Source organism: Streptomyces sp. NPDC055013 (assembly GCF_053608645.1).
In genome coordinates this window covers 21346-44186 of the sequence record NZ_JBSGVW010000046.1, presented here as the reverse complement: position 1 = coordinate 44186, position 22841 = coordinate 21346, and the positions used below count along the sequence as shown (strand labels likewise).

Sequence of the window (22841 nt, the reverse complement as noted above, 5' to 3'; positions counted from 1 at the left end):
ACAGTCGCCGCCGGAAGACTCAGCACCGACGGAAACTTCACCGGCCTCACCACCGGCGGAGGACTCTCAACAAACTGGACCAACGTAGTCCCCGTCGATCGCGAACTGTTCTTCTACAACGCCTCCACCGGAACAGTCGCCGCCGGAAGACTCAGCACCGACGGAAACTTCACCGGCCTCACCACCGGCGGAGGACTCTCAACAAACTGGACCAACGTAGTCCCCGTGACGGGATAGCGCCTCTCGGCCACTGACGGCCCCAGCGTGCGAGAGCGCCCTCCCAGGCCGTCCTCGGGCCGTGGAAGGGCGCTCAAAGCAGGCGGCCGCACATCACGGCCGCCGATGATCAGTTGTGGCTGTGCAGGATCTCGTTCAGACCGCCCCACACCGCGTTGTTCGGGCGGGCCTCGACCGTGCCGGTGACCGAGTTGCGGCGGAAGAGGATGTTGGAGGCGCCGGAGAGTTCGCGGGCCTTGACGATCTGGCCGTCGGGCATCGTGATGCGGGTGCCGGCGGTGACGTACAGGCCGGCCTCGACGACGCACTCGTCGCCCAGCGCGATGCCGACGCCCGCCTCGGCGCCGATCAGGCAGCGCTCGCCGATGGTGATGATCACGTTGCCGCCGCCGGAGAGCGTGCCCATCGTCGACGCGCCGCCGCCGATGTCCGAGCCGTCGCCGACCACGACGCCCGCGGAGATCCGGCCCTCGACCATGGAGGTGCCGAGGGTGCCGGCGTTGAAGTTGACGAAGCCCTCGTGCATGACGGTGGTGCCCTCGGAGAGGTGGGCGCCCAGGCGGACCCGGTCGGCGTCGGCGATGCGCACGCCCTTGGGGGCGACGTAGTCCGTCATCCGCGGGAACTTGTCGATCGAGGTGACCTGGAGGTGCAGGCCCTCGGCGCGGGCGTTCAAGCGGACCTTCTCGACGTCGTCGACGGCGACGGGGCCGAGGGAGGTCCAGGCGACGTTGGCGAGGAAGCCGAACTGGCCCTCCAGGCTCAGGCCGTGCGGCTTGACCAGGCGGTGGGAGAGCAGGTGCAGGCGCAGGTACACGTCGTGCGCGTCGATCGGCTTCTCGTCGAGCGAGGCGATGACCGTGCGGACCGCGACGACCTCGACGCCCCGGCGCGCATCCGGCCCGATCGCCTTCGCGGCGCCCTCGCCGATCAGCTCGACGGCGCGCTCGGCGGACAGCCGCTCGCTGCCGGAGGGACCGGGCTCGGCGACGAGCTCGGGCGCGGGGAACCAGGTGTCGAGAACAGTGCCGTCAGCAGCGATCGTGGCAAGGCCGGCTGCCACGGCGCCGGTGGTACGAGGAGCAGTCGTGTCGGTCATGAGGGCAACCTAACCGGCGGGGGGCCGCCCGGGCCAACCGACGGGAGGGGCGTCTCAGGGTACGGGCCGCTCGTGGACGTCCGGCGCTGTCCGTGGCAGCGGTACCGGGCCGCCGTCCCCGGCCGGGTGCGGTCGGCCGGGGCCGGCCGTCCTGGTCCGGCCGGAGCGGCCCCGGCCAGGGCATCGCACCGCCGGCCGGGCCATCGCGCCCTGCCACAGATCACACCCCGTCGGGACTCACCCGGCCCCTCCAGGAATCACCCGCCGCAGCACCTCACACGCATACCCCTCGTCATACGGCACCTCAGTCAGCAGCACCTGCAGACAGATCCCGTCCATCAACGCCACCAGCGCCCGCGCGGTGACCGCGTCCGTGCGCCGGGAGAGCCGGTCGGCGAGGTCCTGTGCCCACTCGGCGGCGACCGGGCGCAGGGCGGGGCGGCGCAGGGCGGCGAGGTAGAGCTCGTACTCCAGCTCCACGCCCGTGCGGTCTCCCGCGAGCCACTCGCCCATCCAGCCGGCGAGTTCGGCGGCCAGGTCGGTGTCCGGGTCCGCCAGGCCGCCGCGCGAGGCGATCACCTTGGCGAAGCCCTCGTTGGCCTGGCGAAGGGCTGCGACCAGCAGATCGTCGAGCGTCTTGAAGTGGTACGTCGTGGAGCCGAGCGGCACATCCGCCTCGGCCGCGGCGGTGCGGTGGCTCAGCCCCGCGATGCCCTTCTCCCCGACGACCCGGATCGCCGCGTCGATGATCCGCTGGCGCCGCTCGGGGTCATAGCGACGGGGCATCAGTGCGCTCCTCCCAGGTTCAGCACCACCACGCCGACGATGATCAGCGCGATGCCCGCGGCCTTGGCGACCGTCATCCCCTCCCCCATGAACAGGATCCCGATGGTGGCGATGGCCGCGGTGCCGACGCCCGCCCAGATCGCGTAGGCCGTGCCCACGGAGACGGTCCTCAGGGTCTGGGCGAGCAGCGCGAAGGAGACGAGGTATCCGAGGGCGGTCAGCAGCGACGGCCAGAGCCTGCTGAAGCCGTCGCTGTACTTCATGGATGTCGTGGCGGCCACCTCGGCCGCTATGGCTCCGGCGAGCAGCAGGTATCCCATGTGTACGAGCGTACACAACGAGAGCGCCACTTGCGTACGGCCGTACATAACGACCTCCGCACACCTATGCCTTCCGCGCCTCGAAGTGCTGCCGCGACGTCTCGATGTCCCCGAGGTACCGGTGGGTCCAGTCGCACATGCCGTCGATGGTCACCCGCAGGGCCTGGCCCGGCTCGGTGAGGGTGTACTCGACGCGTGGCGGCACCGTGGGGTGCACGGTGCGCTCGACCAGGCCGTTGCGCTCCAGCATGCGCAGGTTCTGGGTGAGCATCTTGTGGCTGATCCCGTCGACCTCGCCACGCAGCTCGCTGAAGCGCAGGGTCTCCTCCCCCAGGGCCTCGATGATCAGCAGAGCCCATTTATTCGCTATGTCCGAGAAGATCTCCCGGGCCAGGGAGTCCGCGCGTGTCACGTCCGCCTGGTCCACCGAGCCGCTGAACTGCTTGGTTCCCATGAGGTTCCCCAGTCACCGAAAAGTGCGTTCTTCCATGTCAGCGGCCACTCTCCTACGGTTCCTGAGTAACCACAAGTGAGCACGAGACGGAACGGACGGACGACATGGCCATCACTCTGGTGAACCCGAGCGGACTGGTGGAGGTCGGCGCCTACCACCAGGTGTCGATCGCGAGCGGCTCGAAGCTGGTCTTCGTCGCCGGGCAGGTCGCGTGGGACGCGGACGGCGTTGCGGTGGGGAGCGACCTCGCCGCGCAGGTCGAGCAGTGTTACCTCAACGTCGGCACAGCCCTGGCCGCGGCCGGCGCCTCCTTCGACGACGTCGCGAAGCTGAACGTCCACGTCGTCGACTGGACCCCCGACAAGATGCCCCAGCTCATGGAGGGGATCACCCGGGCGGCCACCAAGCTGGGAGTCACCGCCGCACCGCCGGCCACGCTGCTGGGCGTCGCGGCACTGGACGTGCCCGAGCATCTGGTCGAGATCGAGGCCACCGCGGTCCTCGACTGAGCCACTGAAGCCCACGACCGGGCAGGCGCCGTCCGGGGCGAGTGGGCCAGGTCAGCAGGTGCGGCGGCGGTAGGCGTCCGCCCCCACCGGTACGACGTCCAGGTCGCGCAGGACCACCGACAGCTCGTCGCCCCACTCCGCACACGCGGCGGCGAGGCCGTCCTGCCGGTATTCGATGTCGAAGACGCGGCCGTCATACGCGTCCGCGTAGACGTCGCACTCGTCGTACTGTCCGCACTCCTCGGCCACCGCGAAGTCGAAGCCGATACCGCGGCCCTGGCCGGCCAGTTCGGCGGCGTTCTTCTGACCGATCGCCAGGCCCGCGGCGTGGGCCCGGGCGGCGATCAACTTGCCGAAGGCCACGTTGTCGTCGGCGGTCAGCAGACCGTCGGACCGCTCGTGCGAGTCGAGGTTGTCGGCCTCGACCGCCTGGAACCCGGCGGCGGCGCAGCCGTCGATCCACTCCCCCACGACATCGGCGAGCCGTTGGCGCTTGGCGGGTGTCGAGATGTCCAGGACGGCCTCGTCCCAGTCCCGGTCGACGACCAGTGAGTCGTCGGCGTCACGCAGGAGGAGGTCGGGATGGCGGTCCTCCCACCAGTCCTCGGTGTCCGGCTGGGCCTGGAAGGCGTTGACGTAACAGATGTTGTAGACCCCCGGCGCCGGTTTCGCCGCACGGTCGCGGGAGACCGCGCGTACGCCGGTGGGCGGCCGGTAGGCCCCGCCGATCTGGTAGTCGAAGGCGACCCCCGGCTCGGGCAGGACCACCTTCCCCGTACCGCCGGCACCGGGCGCCGTCGGGGCGGTGGAGCGGCCCGGTTCGCCGGGGTCCCCGCCGTCGGACGACGTGCACCCGCCCGATGCCACGGCGAGCGCACCGCACAGAGCAGCGGCCGCGAGCGCGCGGCGGAGGGCACGGGGGACGCGGTGGGCCATGATCCGGGGGCTCCTGTCGGTGTGTGCTCGTGCGGTCCTGCCCGGCCATGATGCCCTGCTGCGGAGCTGTGCCACCGGCCAGGACGTCAACAGGTCATCACCTTGGGGTAATTGACTGACCGTCAGTGATCACGTACTCGAATGTTGACGCGAGGAACCCCGCCCGCTCCCTCCTGAAACCGGCTCAGAAATCAATCTGGATACGGCTCGTTCCAAACAGCTGCTCGAGGGCCACCGGGTCCACTAGTGTTTTACCGTTCACATACCGGGCCTTCGCAGCCGCGGTCGTCGCCCCATGACACCGCTGGGGGGGAACAGCGCATGCCAGAAAACAGGTCCCGGCCGTCCCAGGACCAACCTTGGGAGAACGGCTGGGCTCCGGACACCACCCGGGCGCCGGGGACGCGCCGCCTGTGGCTGGCGGGCGGGATGGCGGTGGCGACGATCGTCGCGTGCGCCACGGCAATCGTCGTGATGGAGAGGGCACCTGACGAGCAGACACGCTCGGCACCGGCCGACGACACCATGACGGCCCCCGGCCTGATCTCCTTCGCCACACCCTCGGAGACTCCCCCGAAGGGCAAGGGCGGCCTGTCGACAGCCGAGGCGACGACCAGGGCACCCCGCCAACAGGACGTCGGCACACCCAAGCCCGCGCCGAAACCTTCCAAGTCACCCTCCCCCGGCGCCGGTTCCTCAGCAGCCCCGAAGCCCCCCGCAGCCACGACCTGGCGATCCTTCCGCTCGGTCAACTACCCCGACCGCTACTGGCACGTGAGCGGCGGGCACGTGGCCCTGGACCCGGTCCGCGGTTCCGAATCCCGCGAGGACTCCACCTTCAAGCAGGTGAGGGGCCTGGCCGACAGCTCCTGCCACTCCTTCGCCACGCACGACGGCGCCTACCTCCGCCACCGCAACTTCGTGCTGCGCGCCGAACGCCACGACGGCTCCGCCCAGTTCAAGCAGGACGCCACCTTCTGCCCCCGCGACTCGTCCCACTCCGGCGCGACCATGCTGGAGTCGGTCAACTACCCGGGATACTTCCTCCGCCACAAGAACTTCGTCGTCCGCCTCGAACGCTTCGAGTACAGCTCCCTGTACCTGGCGGACTCGTCGTTCCGGATGGTCAGCGGACTGGCCTGAGCAGCCCCCGATCACGAGCACGGGAAAGCGGCGGCACCCCGGAAGGTGCCGCCGCTTTGTCCGTGTGTGGGGAGCCTCGAACCCTGGATCAGACGTTGAACCCGAGCGCCCGAAGCTGCTCCCGCCCATCATCCGTGATCTTGTCCGGCCCCCACGGCGGCATCCAGACCCAGTTGATGCGCAGCTCGTTGACGAGGCCGTCCGTGGCGGACTTGGCCTGGTCCTCGATGACGTCCGTCAGCGGGCACGCCGCCGAGGTCAGGGTCATGTCGAGCGTCGCGATGTTCGCGTCGTCGATGTGGATGCCGTAGATGAGGCCGAGATTGACGACGTCGATACCCAGCTCGGGGTCGACGACGTCGTACAGCGCCTCACGGACCTCTTCCTCCGAGGCCGGCTTCATCTCCACGGTGTCACTCATGCCGTCTTCCTTTCGGCGTCGGCGTCGCCCAGCGCCTGGGCCGTCGCGTCCTTCCACGCCATCCAGCTCAGGAGGGCGCACTTGACCCGGGCGGGGTACTTGGAGACTCCGGAGAACGCGACCGCGTCCTCCAGAACCTCCTCCATCGCGTCGTCGGGCTCGAGCTTCCCCTTGGACTGCATCAGCTCCAGGAAGGTCTCCTGGATCTTCTGCGCGTCGGAGAGGTCCTTGCCGACGAGGAGTTCGTTCAGTACGGACGCGCTCGCCTGGCTGATGGAACAGCCCTGGCCCTCGTACGAGACGTCCTCGATCTTCGTGCCGTCGTACTTCACGCGCAGGGTGATCTCATCGCCGCACGTCGGGTTGACGTGGTGCACCTCGGCGTCGCCATCCCGCAAGCCCCGCCCGTGCGGGTTCTTGTAGTGGTCCAGGATGACTTCCTGGTACATCGAATCCAGCTTCATGCGATCGCTCGTCCCGTCAGCCGAAGAAGTTCCGGACGTGCTCCAGGCCGTCCACCAGAGCATCGATCTCGGCCGGCGTGGAGTACAGATAGAACGACGCTCGCGTGGTCGCAGGAATTCCGTACCGCAGGCACACCGGGCGGGCGCAGTGGTGGCCGACCCGGACCGCGATGCCCTGCTCGTCGAGGACCTGGCCCACGTCGTGCGGGTGGATGTCGCCGAGCGTGAAGGAGATCGCGGCGCCCCGGTCCTCGGCCGTGGTGGGGCCGATGATCCGGAGGTCGGGAACCTCCGCGAACCGCTTCACCGCGTACTCGGTGAGCGCGTGCTCGTGGGCGAGGATCTTGTCCATGCCGATCGAGTTGAGGTAGTCGATCGCCGCGCCCAGACCGATCGCCTGGGAGATCGGGGGCGTGCCCGCCTCGAACTTGTGCGGAGCGGGAGCGTACGTCGACGAGTGCATCGACACGGTCTCGATCATCTCGCCGCCGCCGAGGAACGGGGGCAGGTCCTCCAGCAGCTCCTGGCGGCCCCACAGGACGCCGATGCCGGTCGGGCCGCACATCTTGTGGCCGGTGAAGGCCACGAAGTCGGCCTGGAGCGACTGCACGTCCAGCGGCATGTGGGGAGCGGCCTGCGAGGCGTCGATGCACACCAGCGCGCCGACCTCCTGCGCGCGGCGCACTATCGCCTCGACCGGGTTGAGCGTGCCCAGGATGTTCGACACCAGCACGAAGGAGACGATCTTCGTCTTCTCCGTGATGATCTCGTCGATGTTGGACAGGTCGAGACGGCCGTCGTCGGTGAGGCCGAACCACTTCAGCTTCGCGCCCGTGCGCTGCGCGAGCAGCTGCCACGGCACGATGTTGGAGTGGTGCTCCATCTCCGTGATGACGATCTCGGTCTCGTGGTCCACCCGGTAGGGCTCGTCGGCCCAGCCGAGCATGTTGGCCACGAGGTTCAGCGACTCGGAGGCGTTCTTGGTGAAGATCACCTCGTCGCGGCTGGGCGCGTTGATGAACTCCGCGACCTTGTCGCGCGCGCCCTCGTACAGCGCCGTGGCCTCCTCGGCGAGGACGTGCACGCCACGGTGGACGTTGGCGTTGTGCTGCTCGTAGTACTCGGAGAGCACGTCGAGCACCTGGCGCGGCGTCTGCGAGGTCGCCGCGTTGTCCAGGTACACGAGCTTCTTGCCGTCGTGGACGACACGGTCCAGGATCGGGAAGTCCTTGCGGAGCGCCTCGGTGTCGAGGAGGCCCGGCAGCTGTGTCACGCGGATGCGCCACCCTTCACGTACTTGTCGTAGCCCTCGGCCTCGAGCTGGTCGGCGAGCTCCGCTCCGCCGGACTCGGCGATACGGCCGTTCGCGAACACGTGCACGTGGTCGGGCTTGATGTAGCGCAGGATGCGCGTGTAGTGGGTGATCAGCAGCGTGCCGACCTCACCGGTCTCGCGGACCCGGTTCACGCCCTCGGAGACGACGCGCAGGGCGTCGACGTCCAGGCCGGAGTCGGTCTCGTCGAGGATGGCGACCTTCGGCTTGAGCAGCTCCAGCTGAAGGATCTCGTGGCGCTTCTTCTCACCGCCGGAGAAGCCCTCGTTGACGTTGCGCTCGGCGAAGGAGGGGTCCATGTTGAGGCGCTCCATGGCCTCCTTGACCTCCTTCACCCAGGTGCGCAGCTTGGGGGCCTCGCCGCGGATGGCGGTGGCGGAGGTGCGAAGGAAGTTCGACACGGACACACCCGGGACCTCGACCGGGTACTGCATCGCCAGGAACAGGCCCGCGCGGGCGCGCTCGTCGACGGACATCTCCAGGACGTCCTCGCCGTCGAGGGTGACGGTGCCGGAAGTGATCGTGTACTTCGGGTGACCCGCGAGGGAGTAGGCGAGGGTCGACTTGCCCGAGCCGTTGGGGCCCATGATGGCGTGCGTCTCGCCCTGCTTCACGGTGAGGTCGACGCCCTTGAGGATCTCCTTCGTGGCGTTGTCGGCCTCGACGGTGACGTGCAGGTCGCGGATTTCAAGCGTTGCCATGGGTGCCTCAGGACTCCTGGTTGAGGGAGACGAGCACGTCGTCCCCTTCGATCTTTACGGGGTATACGGGGACGGGGCGCGTCGCGGGAAGGCCGGACGGCTTGCCGGTTCTGAGGTCGAACGCGGAGCCGTGCAGCCAGCACTCGATCTGGCAGTCCTCCACCTCGCCCTCGGAGAGCGAGACGTTCGCGTGCGAGCAGATGTCGTGGATCGCGAACACCTCCCCCTCGGTCTGCACGACCGAGACCGGCGTGCCGTCGAGTTCCACCCGCTTCGGGGTGTCCTCCTCCAGCTCGCTCAGCCCACAGGCGCGTACGAAAGCCATCAGACCGTGGCCTCCAGCTCCTCGTCGATCTTCACGAGGAGGCGCTCTTCGATGTCGTCGACGCCGATCTGCTGGACGAGCTCGGCGAAGAAGCCGCGCACGACCAGGCGACGGGCCTCGTCGGCCGGGATGCCGCGGGCCATCAGGTAGAAGAGCTGCTCGTCGTCGAAGCGGCCGGTCGCCGAGGCGTGGCCTGCGCCGACGATCTCGCCGGTCTCGATCTCCAGGTTCGGCACGGAGTCGACGCGGGCGCCGTCGGTCAGAACCAGGTTGCGGTTCATCTCGTAGGTGTCCGTGCCCTCGGCCTTGGCCTCGATCAGCACGTCGCCGATCCACACCGCGTGCGCTTCCTCGCCCTGGAGCGCGCCCTTGTAGGCGACGTTCGACTTGCAGTGCGGGGTGTTGTGGTCGACCAGGAGGCGGTGCTCCTGGTGCTGGCCGGCGTCCGTGAAGTAGAGGCCGAAGAGCTCGGCCTCGCCGCCGGTGCCGGCGTAGGCGACGCGCGGGTGAAGGCGTACGAGGTCGCCGCCGAAGGTGACCACGAACGACTTGAAGGTGGCGTCCCGGCCGATCAGCGCGTTGTGCTGGCCCACGTGCACGGCCTTGTCGTCCCAGTCCTGGACGGAGACGACGGTGAGCTTGGCGCCGTCGCCCAGGATGTAGTCGACGTTGGCGGCGAGCACCGCGTCACCGGTGTGGTCGATGACGACGACGGCCTCGGCGAAGGCTCCGAGCTCCACGACCTGGTGGCCGTAGGCGACCCCGCCCTCGCCGTGCACGGCGATGCGGATCGGCTCGGTGAGGACCGTCTCCTTGGGGACGGTGATCACACCGGCCTTCTCGAACGCCGAGTACGCCTGGGCGGCGACCCGGTCCACGGGCATGCCCGCCTTGCCGAGGCGCGCGTCGTCGCGGCCGACGGTCTCGACGGTGACGCCCTCGGGGGCCTCGACGGAGACCTGGAGGCCGTCGCCGGTCGCCACGGCGGTGCCGTCGTGCAGCCCGCGCAGGCGCTCCAGCGGGGTGAACCGCCACTCCTCCTCGCGGCCGTGCGGGACCGGGAAGTCCGCCACGTCGAAGGACGGGGGCGCGCTCATGCGCGTGGCGACGGTCGACTCGGCGGCCACCGCGATCTGGCCCGCGGTGGTGGAGCCCACGGGGATGTTCTGAGCCTCAGCCATGGCTGTCGGTCTGCTCTCTTTCCTACGTCAGATTTCGCTAGCTGCTTGTCCGGAGACCGGTCTTAACCGACCGCGCCTTCCATCTGCAGCTCGATCAGCCGGTTGAGCTCGAGGGCGTACTCCATGGGCAGTTCCTTGGCGATCGGCTCGACGAAGCCGCGCACGATCATCGCCATCGCCTCGAACTCGCTCAGACCGCGGCTCATCAGGTAGAAGAGCTGGTCCTCGGAGACCTTGGAGACGGTCGCCTCGTGGCCCATGGACACGTCGTCCTCGCGGACGTCCACGTAGGGGTACGTGTCCGAGCGGGAGATCGTGTCGACGAGCAGCGCGTCGCACAGCACGTTGGACTTCGAGCCGTGGGCGCCCTCACCGATCTCGACCAGACCGCGGTACGAGGTACGGCCGCCACCACGCGCCACGGACTTCGACACGATGTTGGAGGAGGTGTTCGGCGCCATGTGGACCATCTTGGACCCGGCGTCCTGGTGCTGCCCCTCGCCCGCGAAGGCGATGGACAGGGTCTCGCCCTTGGCGTGCTCGCCCATCAGGTAGACGGCCGGGTACTTCATCGTCACCTTGGAGCCGATGTTGCCGTCGATCCACTCCATGGTCGCGCCCTCGTAGGCGACAGCGCGCTTGGTGACCAGGTTGTAGACGTTGTTCGACCAGTTCTGGATGGTCGTGTAGCGGCAGCGGGCGTTCTTCTTGACGATGATCTCGACGACCGCGGAGTGCAGCGAGTCCGACTTGTAGATCGGGGCCGTGCAGCCCTCGACGTAGTGCACGTAGGCACCCTCGTCGACGATGATCAGGGTCCGCTCGAACTGGCCCATGTTCTCCGTGTTGATACGGAAGTAGGCCTGGAGCGGGATCTCCACGTGGACGCCCGGCGGCACGTAGATGAAGGAGCCGCCCGACCACACGGCGGTGTTCAGCGACGCGAACTTGTTGTCGCCGACCGGGATGACGGTGCCGAAGTACTCCTTGAAGAGCTCCGGGTGCTCCTTCAGGGCCGTGTCGGTGTCCAGGAAGATGACGCCCTGCTCCTCCAGGTCCTCGCGGATCTGGTGGTAGACGACCTCGGACTCGTACTGGGCCGCGACACCGGCGACGAGGCGCTGCTTCTCCGCCTCGGGGATGCCGAGCTTGTCGTACGTGTTCTTGATGTCCTCGGGCAGGTCCTCCCAGGACTCCGCCTGCTTCTCCGTGGAACGCACGAAGTACTTGATGTTGTCGAAGTCGATGCCGGAGAGGTCCGAGCCCCAGTTCGGCATGGGCTTCTTGTCGAACAGCCGCAGACCCTTGAGACGGAGCTTGGTCATCCAGTCCGGCTCGTTCTTCTTCGCGGAGATGTCACGGACGACGTCCTCGCTCAGACCACGCTTCGCAGAGGCGCCGGCTTCGTCGGAGTCGGCCCAGCCGTATTCGTACTTGCCCAGACCCTCGAGCTCAGGGTGGGCAGTCTCCTCGATGGGGAGAGTCATGCGGGGTTCCTCCCGGCCTTGCTTGCAGATGCGTTATCGGTGGTGTGGGAAATCTTTGGGATGAACGTCGTGCAGACGCCGTCGCCGTGCGCGATGGTCGCCAGTCGCTGGACGTGCGTTCCGAGCAGCTCGGCGAAGATCTCCGTCTCCGCCTCGCACAGCTGGGGGAACTGCTCCGCGACATGGGCCACCGGGCAGTGGTGCTGGCAGAGCTGCTCGCCTTTTTGAGGGAGGGGTGCGCTGCGCGCCGTTGCAGCGTACCCGTCTGCGCTCAGGGCCTTGGCCAGGGCTTCGGTGCGCTTGTCCGGGGTGGCCGCCTCGACCGCCTTGCGGTACGCGCTCGCCTGGGCGGCGATCCGGGCGCGGGCGAAGGCGGCGACCGCCTCGCTCCCGCCCTCGCGCTCGGCGATCCACTTCAGGGCGTCCACGGCGAGCTTGTCGTACGACTGGTCGAAGGCGTCGCGGCCGCAGTCGGTGAGCACGAAGACCTTGGCGGGACGGCCACGCGTGCGCGTGCCGTACACCCGCTGTTCCCGGGCCTCCACGACATCGTCCGCGACCAGCGCGTCCAGATGCCTGCGTACGGCGGCCTGGGTGAGTCCCAGCCGGCCGGCCAGCTCGGCGACGGTCGACGGCCCGTGGTCCAGGATGGATCGCGCGACCCGGTTGCGCGTGGAGCGCTCCCCGGTCGCGAGCTCCTCCTGAGGAGTTCCCATGGGGGCCTCCCGAGCCTCGCCGACGTTTTTCACAACGCCATTGTTGCGTAATTCCTCAGAGGCAGGCAAGCCGCGCCCGGACACCTCGCGGGTGCCCTGCGTCACTTAGGCATACCTAATCTGACCTGCGGAAACGATCATTGATCGATCAAATCGCTGGCGTCGCGAGGCTCACTGCGGGACACTCCCGAAACATGTCGACACCCCCTCCGACCGGCCCTCTTGTCACTCGGGACACCCTCGCGGCACAACTGCGCGAGCTGGGCGTCCAAACCGGTGAAACTCTCCTCGTGCACTCCTCGCTCAGCTCCCTCGGCTGGGTCTGCGGAGGCGCCGTCGCGGTCGTCCAGGGACTGCTCGACGCACTCGGTCCGGACGGCACCCTGGTGGTCCCCACCCAGTCCGGTGATCTCTCGGACCCGGCGGTGTGGAGCAACCCGCCGGTGCCCGAGGAGTGGTGGGACACGATCCGGGCGACCATGCCCGCCTACGACCCCCTGGTCACGCCCGCGCTCGGGGTGGGCGTGATCCCGGAGACCGTACGGACCTGGCCGGGCGCCCTGCGCAGCGCGCATCCGCAGACGTCCTTCGCCGCCGTCGGCCCGCGCGCGGCGCGGATCACCGAGGGCCACGCCCTCGACTGCCGGCTCGGCGAGCGCAGCCCGCTGGCCCGGCTGGAAGAGCTCCACGCGCGTGTGCTGCTGCTCGGCGCCGGTTACGCGACGTGCACCAGCTTCCATCTCGCCGAGTACCGGATACCTTCGCCGCTGGTGAAGGTCGGCCGGCCAGGGCCTGCGGGCTGGGAGGTGGTGACCGAGGTGTCGATCACCTCGGACCGGTTCGACGAACTGGGGCGCGACTTCGACCGGGACCGTCCCGTAGTCCGGGGAAAGGTGGGCGCGGCCGAGGCACGGCTGTTCCCCGTGGCGGACGCGGTGGCGTACGCGGGCCGGTGGCTGGAGATGCACCGGCCTCGCGCGCAGGAGATGTGAACCCGGCCGTTCGGGTTACCGGCCGCGTACCTAGACTCTGGAGCCATGCGAACTGAGCCCGTGGTCCAAGTCCAGGCCCTGGTGAAGCGGTACGGCACGAAGACCGCGGTGAACGGCCTCGACCTGGTGGCCCGGGCGGGCGTGACCGCCGTGCTCGGACCCAACGGCGCGGGCAAGACGACGACCGTCGAGGCCTGCGAGGGATACCGGAAGCCGGACTCCGGCTCCGTGCGGGTCCTGGGCCTCGACCCGGTGAGACAGTCCGGCGCGCTGCGGCCCCGGATCGGCGTGATGCTCCAGTCCGGCGGCGTCTACTCCGGGGCGCGGGCGGACGAGATGCTGCGCCATGTCGCCAAGCTGCACGCCCACCCCCTGGACGTGGACGCCCTCATCGAGCGGCTCGGCCTCGGCAGCTGCGGCCGGACCACGTACCGCCGTCTCTCCGGAGGCCAGCAGCAGCGGCTCGCGCTCGCCATGGCCGTCGTCGGCCGTCCGGAGCTGGTGTTCCTGGACGAGCCCACCGCCGGGCTCGACCCGCAGGCCCGCCGCGCCACCTGGGACCTGATCCGGGACCTGCGCGCGGACGGCGTCTCCGTCATCCTCACGACGCACCACATGGACGAGGCCGAACAGCTCGCCGACGACGTCGCGATCATCGACGGGGGCCGGGTCATCGCCCAGGGCTCCCCGGAGGAGCTGTGCCGCGGCGGCGCCGAGAACACGCTCCGCTTCATCGGCCGCCCGGGCCTGGACGTGGGCTCCCTCCTCAAGGCCCTGCCCGCCGACTGCTCGGCCGCTGAGCTGACGCCGGGCTCGTACCGGGTCGTCGGCAAGGTCGACCCTCAGCTGCTCGCGACGGTGACGTCGTGGTGTGCGCAGCACGGGGTGATGCCGGAGAAGATCTCGGTGGAACGGCACACCCTCGAAGACGTGTTCTTGGAACTGACCGGCAAGGAGCTGCGTTCGTGACCACGGTCGGTACGGGTACGTACACCCCGGAGCCGGGCGCCGCCCCGCTCCCCCGCATGATCGCGGCCCAGGCGGCGCTCGAGACGAAGATGCTGCTGCGCAACGGCGAGCAGCTGCTGCTGACCGTCGTGATCCCCACACTGCTGCTGGTCCTCTTCAGCTCGGTGGACATCGTCGACACGGGCGCCGGCGAGGCCGTCGACTTCCTCACCCCCGGCATCCTCGCGCTCGCCGTGATGTCGACCGCGTTCACGGGCCAGGCCATCGCCACGGGCTTCGAACGCCGGTACGGCGTGCTGAAGCGGCTGGCCTCCTCGCCGCTGCCCCGCTGGGCCCTGATGACGGCGAAGACGGCATCGGTGCTGGTCACCGAGGTCCTGCAGATCGCCCTGCTGACGGTGATCGCCTTCGCGCTGGGCTGGTCGCCGCAGGGCAACCCGGCAGCCGTCGTCCTCCTGCTGGTTCTGGGGACGGCCGCCTTCTCTGGGCTCGGACTGCTGATGGCCGGCACGCTCAAGGCCGAGGCCACCCTGGCCGCCGCCAACCTGGTCTTCCTGCTGCTGCTCGTCGGCGGCGGGGTGATCGTGCCGCTGGACAAGTTCCCGGCGGGCGCGCAGGACGTGCTGGGGCTGCTGCCGATCTCGGCACTGTCGGACGGGCTGCGGGACGTGCTCCAGCACGGGGCCGGGATGCCGTGGGGTGACCTGGGGATCCTGGCCGCGTGGGCGGTCGTCGGGCTGGCGGCGGCGGGGAAGTTCTTCCGCTGGGAGTAGCCCGGTCCGCGGGGCTACCGGGACCCTCGTGAAACCGTGCACAAGCGGCCGCCTACGATAGGGCGCGTGCCAAAGCTGACCCGCGCCGACGCCGTAGCGGCCGTGCGCAACCCCCTCGCCTTCATCGCCGCACGCTGGACCCCGACCCCGAGGACGGTCCAACGGGCGGCACTCGCCGCGCTCGTGATGTCGGTGCTCATCGTGGTCACCGGCGGTGCGGTACGCCTCACCGGCTCCGGGCTCGGCTGCCCGACCTGGCCCAAGTGCACCGACGACTCGCTCACCGCCACGAGCGAGATGGGCCTGCACGGCGCCATCGAGTTCGGCAACCGCATGCTGACGTACGTGCTGTGCGCCGCGGTCGGCTGGGCGATCATCGCCGCGCGCTCCGAGAAGCCGCACCGGCGTGGCCTGACCCGGCTGGGATGGGCGCAGTTCTGGATCGTGATGAGCAACGCGGTGCTCGGCGGCATCGTCGTTCTGGTCGGCCTCAACCCGTACACGGTCGCGGCCCACTTCGTGGCGACGTCCGCCCTGATCGCGGTCGCCACGGTGATGTGGCAGCGCACCCGGGAGGGCGACGCGGCACCGCGTCCGCTGGTCGGCAAGGCGGTGCAGCAGCTGGTGTGGGTCCTGATCGGAGCCTCGGTGCTGCTGATCCTGGTCGGCACGGTGGTCACCGGTGCCGGTCCGCACGCGGGCGACTCCAGCGAGGTCGAGCGGATGCCGCTCGACTGGGAGAACGTCACCAAGCTGCACGCCGTGCTGGCCTGGATCGTGGTGACGCTGACCTTCGCCCTGTGGTTCGTCCTCAAGGCGGTCGACGCCCCGAAGGGCCCCCTGAACCGCACCCGCGACCTCTTTCTGGTCCTCCTGGCCCAGGGTGTCATCGGCTACGTCCAGTACTTCACGGACCTCCCGGAGATCCTGGTGGGCCTGCACATGCTCGGCTCGGCCGTGACCTGGATCGCGGTCCTGCGGGTGGCGCTGGCCCTGCGGGAACGGCCGTACGACGAGATCGGGCTCCCGTCTCCGGTGGCCGAGCCGACGGTCGGCACGCGCGCGTGAGTCAGCTGTACGTCGTCACCAACTGGTCGATCGCGGGGCCCAGGTAGCTCCGGGTCAGGCCGGCCCTGCGCGTCGCCCACTCCCCGGTCGGCGTCGGGGGCGCGGAACCGTCGTAGCGGCGTCTGCGGATGTCCTCGACGAGTTCGGCGGGCGCTCCGAGGCCGGGCAGCAGGTCCAGGGCCTCGCGTTTGGAGATCAGTCGGCCGTCGCGCAGGGTGACGCTCGCACGGGCGTAGGTGATCACCCCCAGGTCGACCCACACGTCCTTCGTCCACAGCGAGGCGTTGTCGACCGCCGACCGCCAGAAGTCCCTCTGGTCCCGTACGACGAACTCGCCGAGCTCCCGGTCCGGCACCGGCGGCAGCAGCCCGGCGGGCGCCTTCCCGTGCAGCACTCGGCCGAAGGTCTGCAGCTCGCGCCGGGTCACCGGGGTCACCGTCCGTTTGAACAACTGCTCGTGCGCCCAGGTGAGGTGGCGCCGGTCGGCGTCGTCCGCCGTGTCCGGAGTCAGGTACGTGCAGTGCAGCAGCCGGGCAAGCGGCTCGGACCGCAGCCGGGCGTGGACCTTCGCCACCTGCCAGATGGTGCGGGGCGTGAGCGGGCCGTCCACGACGGCGATCAGGTCCAGATCGCTGCGGCCCTCCTGGTAGTCACCGCCGGCGAGTGAGCCGTGCGCCCAGACGGCGACGGGAGCGGCGGGAGCGAGAGTCGTCGCCAGCTCGGCGAGAAAGCGGTCGAGTAAGGCATCGGTCGGCATCCGCCCAGTCTGTACGGCTCACTCCAGTGCGTACACCCGCCGGGCGTTCCCCGCGGCCACCATCCCCGCCACCCGTTGCGCGTCCCCCAGGGACCACGCCCCCTCGGCGACCCAGCCGCCGAGCACCCTGGCGAGGGCCTCGCGGAACAGACGGGCTCCGACGACATGGAGCTCGGGCAGGCCCTGGGCACCGCTGGAGAAGAGGATCTTGCCGAAGGGGGCCAGTTCCAGGATCTCGGCGAGGATCGTGGCCGCGCGGGCGCCGGTGCGGATGAGTGCGGCGCCCGAGTCGGCGTAGACGTGCGGGAAGACACCGGCCAGATGGGCGGCGTGGCGATGGTACGGGTAGCCGTGCAGCAGGACCAGGTCCGTGCCGAGGCCGGCCGTCGCGCGGACGAAGTCCGTCAGCAGCACCGGGTCCGTGCGGTCGATGCGCAGTCCCGGCTCCCCCAGCCCCGCGTGCAGTTGCAGCGGCAGCCCCGACGCCACCGCGATCCACAGCAGGTGCCGCAGCAGCACCGGGTCGCTCAGCTCGCCGCCGACCCTGCGCGCCGCCAGCCAGCGCCCGGCGGCGCCCCGCACCTCCCCCGGTCCCGGCGGTTCGGGCGCGAGCGCTAGGCCGTGCCGGACGCCCGCCACGGAGGTGAAGGCCACCGCGTTCGCCGCCGCGCCGTGCACCGACTCGGCGAGGTTGGCGAGGAAGGACTCGACCGTGCCGGAGGTGTCGGCGACCTGTTCGGCGAGGAGTTCGAGGCGCACGATCTCCCGGGCCTCGGCGGATCCGGCGGACGCCATCTCCGGCGGGCCGGTGAGGTCGCCGGGCAGGCCGGTGTCGATCAGATACGTCGTGATGCCGCTGCCCCGCAGCAGACGCCGGCCCGCCTCCAGTACGCCGAGTTCACGGCGCCGCGCGAGATAGCGGGCGGGTAAGCAGTGCGGTTCCAGGCCGAGGAGGGGCGGGCACCAGCGGCGTACGGCGAAACCGGTCTGAGTGTCGAAGAGCGTGGTGCCGGGCGCCGGTGGGCCCTCGGTGCGGGCCAACTGGGCCTCGAAGGTGCCGAGGCCCAGCTCCGTTCGCAGTACGCCGTGGCAGTACTGGTCCACGAGGGATGGCGTTTCGATCATCCGGACTCCCCGCGGGTGGACGCTGCGCTGGCTCTACAGGTCCTAACGGGTGAACCGGTGACTTGGTGTTGCGTAAGAAGAAAGGGGCGTGGCTCAGCCGCCGACTTGGATGCCGGCCATCCTCTTCCACTCGTACTCGCCCGTCTTCACCTTCGCCGCGAACTCGCCGTCGAAGGCCTCGTGGCGGGTGACGCCGGCCTTCTCCACAGCCTTCTCGGCGATCTCGTACGACGGTGCCACCAGGTCTCCCCAGCCGCCGTCCTCGCCGACGAGCACGATGCGGGCGCCCCGCTCGCCGATGTACGCGACCTGGGCCTCGGTGCCGCCGTGGGACTTCGCGAAGGCGCTGATCTGCTTGGCCAGCTTGGCCACCCTGCGCTCGGCCTTCTGATCAACCTGCTGCGTGTCTGCCATGGCCAGGATGCTACTCACGAGTAGATCAGCTGGCGAGGGCAGGGCACTGTGACGTGCGTCAGCGCAGGAACGGGTCCACTGCCACTGCCACGAACAGCAGCGAGACATAGGTGATCGACCAGTGGAACAGGCGCATTTCCTTCAGCTTGCCGCCCGTCGCCTCGGCCTTCGCGCGGTTCTGCAGCGCGTGCGCCTCCCACAGCCACCAGCCGCCGGCGGCCAGCGCGACCGCGGTGTAGAACCAGCCGGTGTAACCGAGCGGCGTCAACAGGAGGGACACCGCGACCATCACCCAGCTGTAGATGACGATCTGCTTGGCGACGACCTTGTTCGAGGCGATGACGGGCAGCATGGGCACGCCCACGCGCGCGTAGTCGTCCTTCACCTTCATGGACAGCGGCCAGTAGTGCGGCGGCGTCCAGAAGAAGATCACCAGGAAGAGGATGAGCGGCGCCCAGGTGAGGGAGTTCGTGACGGCCGTCCAGCCGATCAGCACCGGCATGCAGCCCGCGATGCCGCCCCACACGATGTTCTGCGAGGTACGGCGCTTGAGGATCATCGTGTAGACGACGACGTAGAAGAGGAGTGCGCCGAGGGAGAGCCAGGCGGACAGCCAGTTGACGGTGAGGCCGAACAGCAGCGTGGAGACGACCGCCAGCGTGATGCCGAAGGCGAGGCACTCGCGCGGGCTGACCATCCCGGTGACCAGCGGGCGCTGCGAGGTGCGGTCCATGAGCGCGTCGATGTCACGGTCGATGTACATGTTCAGCGCATTGGCGCCACCGGCGGAGAGGTAGCCGCCGATGCAGGTGAGCAGCACCAGACCGAGGTCGGGCACACCCTGCTCGGCCAGGAACATCACCGGAACGGTGGTGATCAGCAGCAGCTCGATGATCCGCGGCTTGGTAAGCGCCACGAACGCCTTGACCCGGGCCCCGATCGGCCGCCGGCTCGGGCTCTGGCTCGTCCCGATAATCCCCGCTGGACGGGATTCAACGGCCGTCACGCACACCCCTGACAGAGACATCCCAGCAAGCCTCCCCGTGTGAAGTCCCGGTAAAGGCTCGCGCGTACCACGCCACTGTAGACGTTGCCCAGACCCGGACATTCGCGGGGGTGGGGTCGTGTTGGAGGGGGTGGTCCGACGGGCGCACGGAAGCTCGATTGAGCACCCGGATGAGCGCCTGCGTATTCACTTGCCGAACGCGGAACGAGCCAGTCGGGAGGCACATCCCGGCGACTCCCGGCAGTCTGGAATGACTCGAAAAAACGCACGTACTTCCAGGGGTAGGCTCGACAATGGCCGGCCGACGCCGAGAACGCCGGCAGCCGGTGGGCGCATGCCCGAAACACCGGCATCCGACATGTGGAGAGGAGCCCTGACCCAGGGTGAGCACCAAGCCGACCACCACAGACCTCGAGTGGACCGAGCTGGACCAGCGGGCCGTCGACACCGCCCGCGTCCTGGCCGCCGATGCCGTACAGAAGGTCGGAAACGGCCATCCGGGTACGGCGATGAGCCTGGCACCTGCCGCCTACACCCTCTTCCAGAAGGTGATGCGGCACGACCCGGCGGACGCCGACTGGGTCGGGCGCGACCGCTTCGTGCTGTCCGCGGGCCACTCGTCCCTGACCCTCTACACCCAGCTGTACCTGGCCGGCTTCGGCCTGGAGCTGGACGACCTGAAGGCGTTCCGGACCTGGGGTTCGAAGACCCCCGGTCACCCGGAGTACGGCCACACCACGGGCGTCGAGACGACGACCGGCCCGCTGGGCCAGGGTGTCGCCAACGCCGTCGGCATGGCGATGGCGGCCCGCTACGAGCGCGGTCTGTTCGACCCGGAGGCCCCCGAGGGCACCTCTCCGTTCGACCACTTCGTCTACGCCATCGCCGGTGACGGCTGCCTCCAGGAGGGCATCTCCGCCGAGGCCTCCTCGATGGCCGGCCACCAGAAGCTCGGCAACCTGATCCTGCTGTGGGACGACAACCACATCTCGATCGAGGGCGACACCGAGACGGCCGTCTCCGAGGACACCGTCAAGCGGTACGAGGCGTACGGCTGGCACGTCCAGCGCGTCGCCCCGCAGCCGGACGGCGACCTCGACCCGCACGCCATCTACGACGCGATCGAGGAAGCGAAGAAGGTGACGGACAAGCCGTCCTTCATCGCGATGCGCTCGATCATCGCCTGGCCGGCCCCGAACGCGCAGAACACCGAGGCCGCCCACGGCTCGGCGCTCGGCGACGACGAGGTCGCGGCCACCAAGCGCGTCCTCGGCTTCGACCCGGAGCAGTCCTTCGAGGTCTCCGACGAGGTCATCGCCCACACCCGGGGTGCCCTGGAGCGCGGCCAGGCGGCACGTGCCGTGTGGGAGAAGTCCTTCCAGCAGTGGCGGGACAACAACGCCGAGCGCGCCGCCGAGTTCGACCGCGTCGCCGCGGGCGAGCTGCCCACCGGCTGGGAGGAGAAGCTCCCGGTCTTCGAGCCCGGCAAGGGCGTCGCCACGCGTGCCGCGTCCGGCAAGGTGCTCCAGGCCCTCGGCGCGGTCATCCCGGAACTGTGGGGCGGCTCGGCCGACCTGGCCGGCTCCAACAACACGACGATCGACAAGACGTCGTCGTTCCTCCCGGCGGACAACCCGCTCCCGGAGGCGAACCCGTACGGCCGCACGATCCACTTCGGCATCCGTGAGCACTCCATGGCCGCGGAGATGAACGGCATCGCGCTGCACGGCAACACCCGTATCTACGGCGGCACGTTCCTCGTGTTCTCCGACTACATGCGCAACGCCGTACGGCTGTCGGCCCTGATGCACCTGCCGGTGACGTACGTGTGGACGCACGACTCCATCGGTCTCGGCGAGGACGGCCCCACCCACCAGCCGATCGAGCACCTGGCGTCCCTGCGCGCCATCCCCGGTCTCAATGTCGTGCGGCCCGCCGACGCCAACGAGACCGCGATCGCCTGGCGCGAGATCCTCAAGCGCTACACCAAGGAGTTCGGCAAGGGTGCCCCGCACGGGCTGGCGCTGACCCGTCAGGGCGTGCCGACCTACGAGGCCAACGAGGACGCCGCGCGCGGCGGTTACGTGCTGTTCGAGGCCGAAGGCGGCGAGCCGCAGGTCGTCCTCATCGCCACCGGCTCCGAGGTGCACGTCGCCGTCGAGGCGCGCGAGCAGCTGCAGGCGGACGGGGTCCCGACGCGAGTCGTGTCCATGCCGTCCGTGGAGTGGTTCGAGGAGCAGGACCGGGGGTACCGGGACAGCGTTCTTCCGCCGGCCGTCAGGGCGCGGGTCGCGGTGGAGGCCGGCATCGGTCTCACCTGGCACAAGTACGTCGGGGACGCGGGTCGCATCGTTTCCCTGGAGCACTTCGGTGCTTCGGCCGACGGCAAGGTCCTTTTCCGGGAGTACGGCTTCACTGCCGAGAACGTGGCAGCCGTCGCGCGGGAATCCCTCGCCGCGGCCCAGCGCTGACGCTCATATACGAGACGTAGGAGTTTGATTTTCCATGACAGACGCACTCAAGCGCCTCTCCGAGGAAGGCGTCGCGATCTGGCTGGACGACCTGTCGCGCCAGCGCATCACGTCCGGCAACCTGGCCGAGCTGATCGACCAGCAGCACGTCGTGGGTGTCACCACCAACCCGACGATCTTCCAGAAGGCGATCAGCAGCGGTGACGGTTACGAGCAGCAGCTCACCGACCTCGCCGCCCGCAAGGTCACCGTCGAAGAGGCCGTACGCATGATCACGACGGCGGACGTCCGCGACGCCGCCGACATCCTGCGCCCGGTCTTCGACGCCACCGACGGCCAGGACGGCCGGGTCTCCATCGAGGTCGACCCGCGCCTGGCCCACAACACCCGCGCGACCGTCGCCGAGGCCAAGCAGTTGGCCTGGCTGGTCGACCGGCCCAACACGCTCATCAAGATCCCGGCCACCAAGGCGGGCCTCCCGGCGATCACCGAGGTCATCGGCCGCGGTATCAGCGTCAATGTCACGCTGATCTTCTCGCTGGAGCGCTACCGCGAGGTCATGGACGCCTACCTCGCCGGTCTGGAGAAGGCCAAGGCCAAGGGCCTGGACCTGTCCAAGATCCGGTCGGTGGCGTCGTTCTTCGTGTCCCGCGTGGACACCGAGATCGACAAGCGGATCGACGCGCTCGGCACCGACGAGGCCAAGGCCGCGCGCGGCAAGGCGGGCGTGGCCAACGCGCGCCTCGCCTACGAGGCGTACGAGGAGGTCTTCTCCTCCGACCGCTGGAGCACGCTGGAGAACGCGGGCGCCAACAAGCAGCGTCCGCTGTGGGCCTCCACCGGTGTGAAGGACAAGGCCTACAAGGCCACCCTGTACGTCGACGACCTGGTCGCGCCGAACACGGTCAACACCATGCCGGAGGCCACCCTGCAGGCGACCGAGGAGAGCGGCTCGATCACCGGCAACACCATCGCAGGCACCTACCAGCAGGCCCGCGCCGAGCTGGACGCCGTCGAGCGCCTCGGCATCTCGTACGACGACGTCGTGCAGCTGCTGGAGGACGAGGGCGTCGAGAAGTTCGAGGCGTCCTGGAACGACCTGCTCAAGTCGACCGAGGCAGAGCTCGAGCGCCTCGCCCCCTCGGAGGGCTGAT

General features: G+C 69.4%; 26 protein-coding genes. 9 read left to right on the top strand and 17 right to left on the bottom strand.

Going from position 1 to position 22841, the window contains the following annotated elements; all coding sequences use genetic code 11:
- A partial coding sequence (locus tag ACWGDB_RS37270; protein ID WP_453826514.1) for a hypothetical protein occupies positions 1 to 237 on the top strand: 237 nt, incomplete at its 5' end.
- 109 nt (positions 238 to 346) lie between these two features.
- Here ACWGDB_RS37270 and dapD read toward each other — a convergent pair.
- From dapD to ACWGDB_RS37250, 4 genes are all read right to left on the bottom strand, one after another.
- The gene (gene dapD, locus ACWGDB_RS37265) at positions 347 to 1336 is read right to left on the bottom strand and encodes a 2,3,4,5-tetrahydropyridine-2,6-dicarboxylate N-succinyltransferase (protein WP_383597157.1); all 990 of its coding nucleotides are present in this window, start codon (positions 1334 to 1336) and stop codon (positions 347 to 349) included.
- Positions 1337 to 1573: 237 nt separating this feature from the next.
- Positions 1574 to 2122: a TetR/AcrR family transcriptional regulator gene (locus tag ACWGDB_RS37260; RefSeq protein WP_453826513.1), complete on the bottom strand. Its 549-nt coding sequence runs from the start codon at positions 2120 to 2122 to the stop codon at positions 1574 to 1576.
- On the bottom strand, positions 2122 to 2442 hold the full coding sequence (locus tag ACWGDB_RS37255) for a DMT family transporter (RefSeq protein ID WP_453826512.1): 321 nt from the start codon (positions 2440 to 2442) through the stop codon (positions 2122 to 2124). Before ACWGDB_RS37255 ends, ACWGDB_RS37260 begins: the two co-directional genes overlap by 1 nt.
- Before the next feature lie 64 nt (positions 2443 to 2506).
- Complete coding sequence (locus ACWGDB_RS37250) at positions 2507 to 2896, bottom strand: winged helix-turn-helix transcriptional regulator (RefSeq protein ID WP_453826511.1); 390 nt, start codon at positions 2894 to 2896, stop codon at positions 2507 to 2509.
- Positions 2897 to 3000: 104 nt separating this feature from the next.
- Here ACWGDB_RS37250 and ACWGDB_RS37245 point away from each other — a divergent pair, with 104 nt between their 5' ends.
- Positions 3001 to 3405, top strand: coding sequence for a RidA family protein (locus ACWGDB_RS37245; RefSeq protein WP_383597149.1), 405 nt, complete (start codon positions 3001 to 3003; stop codon positions 3403 to 3405).
- A gap of 51 nt (positions 3406 to 3456) precedes the next feature.
- Here ACWGDB_RS37245 and ACWGDB_RS37240 read toward each other — a convergent pair whose 3' ends face one another.
- On the bottom strand, positions 3457 to 4341 hold the full coding sequence (locus tag ACWGDB_RS37240) for an endo alpha-1,4 polygalactosaminidase (protein WP_453826510.1): 885 nt from the start codon (positions 4339 to 4341) through the stop codon (positions 3457 to 3459).
- 321 nt (positions 4342 to 4662) lie between these two features.
- Here ACWGDB_RS37240 and ACWGDB_RS37235 point away from each other — a divergent pair, with 321 nt between their 5' ends.
- Entirely contained in the window at positions 4663 to 5484 is an 822-nt protein-coding gene (locus ACWGDB_RS37235) for an AbfB domain-containing protein (RefSeq protein ID WP_453826509.1), read from the top strand.
- A gap of 88 nt (positions 5485 to 5572) precedes the next feature.
- On the opposite strand, the gene ACWGDB_RS37230 is transcribed toward ACWGDB_RS37235, so the two are convergent.
- From ACWGDB_RS37230 to ACWGDB_RS37195, 8 genes are all read right to left on the bottom strand, one after another.
- Positions 5573 to 5905 carry a metal-sulfur cluster assembly factor gene (locus tag ACWGDB_RS37230; RefSeq protein WP_328428541.1) on the bottom strand — a complete coding sequence of 111 codons (333 nt, stop codon included), beginning with the start codon at positions 5903 to 5905 and terminating at the stop codon, positions 5573 to 5575.
- Positions 5902 to 6369 (bottom strand): Fe-S cluster assembly sulfur transfer protein SufU, encoded by a 468-nt coding sequence (sufU, locus tag ACWGDB_RS37225; protein ID WP_328882426.1) that lies wholly within the window; start codon positions 6367 to 6369, stop codon positions 5902 to 5904. The genes ACWGDB_RS37230 and sufU overlap by 4 nt, the downstream gene beginning before the upstream one ends.
- 16 nt (positions 6370 to 6385) lie before the next feature.
- A complete protein-coding gene (locus ACWGDB_RS37220) occupies positions 6386 to 7642 on the bottom strand; it encodes a cysteine desulfurase (protein WP_383597139.1) in 1257 nt (418 codons plus the stop codon).
- The gene (sufC, locus tag ACWGDB_RS37215; protein ID WP_453826508.1) at positions 7639 to 8403 is read right to left on the bottom strand and encodes a Fe-S cluster assembly ATPase SufC; all 765 of its coding nucleotides are present in this window, start codon (positions 8401 to 8403) and stop codon (positions 7639 to 7641) included. The genes ACWGDB_RS37220 and sufC overlap by 4 nt, the downstream gene beginning before the upstream one ends.
- Before the next feature lie 7 nt (positions 8404 to 8410).
- A complete protein-coding gene (locus tag ACWGDB_RS37210) occupies positions 8411 to 8728 on the bottom strand; it encodes a non-heme iron oxygenase ferredoxin subunit (RefSeq protein ID WP_383823764.1) in 318 nt (105 codons plus the stop codon).
- Entirely contained in the window at positions 8728 to 9909 is a 1182-nt protein-coding gene (gene sufD / locus ACWGDB_RS37205; protein WP_453826507.1) for a Fe-S cluster assembly protein SufD, read from the bottom strand. Before sufD ends, ACWGDB_RS37210 begins: the two co-directional genes overlap by 1 nt.
- Positions 9910 to 9971: 62 nt before the next feature.
- Positions 9972 to 11396, bottom strand: coding sequence for a Fe-S cluster assembly protein SufB (gene sufB / locus ACWGDB_RS37200; protein ID WP_062719203.1), 1425 nt, complete (start codon positions 11394 to 11396; stop codon positions 9972 to 9974).
- A complete protein-coding gene (locus tag ACWGDB_RS37195; RefSeq protein ID WP_453826506.1) occupies positions 11393 to 12145 on the bottom strand; it encodes a helix-turn-helix transcriptional regulator in 753 nt (250 codons plus the stop codon). The genes sufB and ACWGDB_RS37195 overlap by 4 nt, the downstream gene beginning before the upstream one ends.
- Positions 12146 to 12306: 161 nt before the next feature.
- Between ACWGDB_RS37195 and ACWGDB_RS37190 the strand changes: the two genes are divergently transcribed.
- From ACWGDB_RS37190 to ACWGDB_RS37175, 4 genes are all read left to right on the top strand, one after another.
- Positions 12307 to 13104 carry an aminoglycoside N(3)-acetyltransferase gene (locus ACWGDB_RS37190; RefSeq protein WP_453826505.1) on the top strand — a complete coding sequence of 266 codons (798 nt, stop codon included), beginning with the start codon at positions 12307 to 12309 and terminating at the stop codon, positions 13102 to 13104.
- A 45-nt stretch (positions 13105 to 13149) separates the two neighbouring features.
- Complete coding sequence (locus ACWGDB_RS37185) at positions 13150 to 14073, top strand: ABC transporter ATP-binding protein (RefSeq protein WP_453826504.1); 924 nt, start codon at positions 13150 to 13152, stop codon at positions 14071 to 14073.
- A gap of 56 nt (positions 14074 to 14129) precedes the next feature.
- On the top strand, positions 14130 to 14846 hold the full coding sequence (locus ACWGDB_RS37180) for an ABC transporter permease (protein WP_453826535.1): 717 nt from the start codon (positions 14130 to 14132) through the stop codon (positions 14844 to 14846).
- A 75-nt stretch (positions 14847 to 14921) separates the two neighbouring features.
- On the top strand, positions 14922 to 15914 hold the full coding sequence (locus tag ACWGDB_RS37175) for a COX15/CtaA family protein (protein ID WP_453826534.1): 993 nt from the start codon (positions 14922 to 14924) through the stop codon (positions 15912 to 15914).
- Position 15915: 1 nt separating this feature from the next.
- Here the strand turns inward: ACWGDB_RS37175 and ACWGDB_RS37170 are convergent, their stop codons facing one another.
- The 4 genes from ACWGDB_RS37170 to ACWGDB_RS37155 form a co-directional block, all read right to left on the bottom strand.
- On the bottom strand, positions 15916 to 16671 hold the full coding sequence (locus ACWGDB_RS37170; protein ID WP_453826503.1) for a nucleotidyltransferase: 756 nt from the start codon (positions 16669 to 16671) through the stop codon (positions 15916 to 15918).
- A gap of 18 nt (positions 16672 to 16689) precedes the next feature.
- The gene (locus tag ACWGDB_RS37165; RefSeq protein ID WP_427841614.1) at positions 16690 to 17796 is read right to left on the bottom strand and encodes an amidohydrolase family protein; all 1107 of its coding nucleotides are present in this window, start codon (positions 17794 to 17796) and stop codon (positions 16690 to 16692) included.
- Positions 17797 to 17889: 93 nt separating this feature from the next.
- The gene (locus ACWGDB_RS37160) at positions 17890 to 18210 is read right to left on the bottom strand and encodes a hypothetical protein (RefSeq protein ID WP_369270292.1); all 321 of its coding nucleotides are present in this window, start codon (positions 18208 to 18210) and stop codon (positions 17890 to 17892) included.
- Between the two features lie 58 nt (positions 18211 to 18268).
- On the bottom strand, positions 18269 to 19222 hold the full coding sequence (locus tag ACWGDB_RS37155; protein WP_453826533.1) for a heme o synthase: 954 nt from the start codon (positions 19220 to 19222) through the stop codon (positions 18269 to 18271).
- A gap of 377 nt (positions 19223 to 19599) precedes the next feature.
- Between ACWGDB_RS37155 and tkt the strand changes: the two genes are divergently transcribed.
- Positions 19600 to 21687, top strand: a complete 2088-nt coding sequence (tkt, locus tag ACWGDB_RS37150; protein ID WP_453826502.1) for a transketolase — start codon at positions 19600 to 19602, stop codon at positions 21685 to 21687.
- A gap of 34 nt (positions 21688 to 21721) precedes the next feature.
- Entirely contained in the window at positions 21722 to 22840 is a 1119-nt protein-coding gene (tal, locus tag ACWGDB_RS37145) for a transaldolase (RefSeq protein WP_453826501.1), read from the top strand.
- The last annotated feature ends 1 nt before the right edge of the window (position 22841 follow it).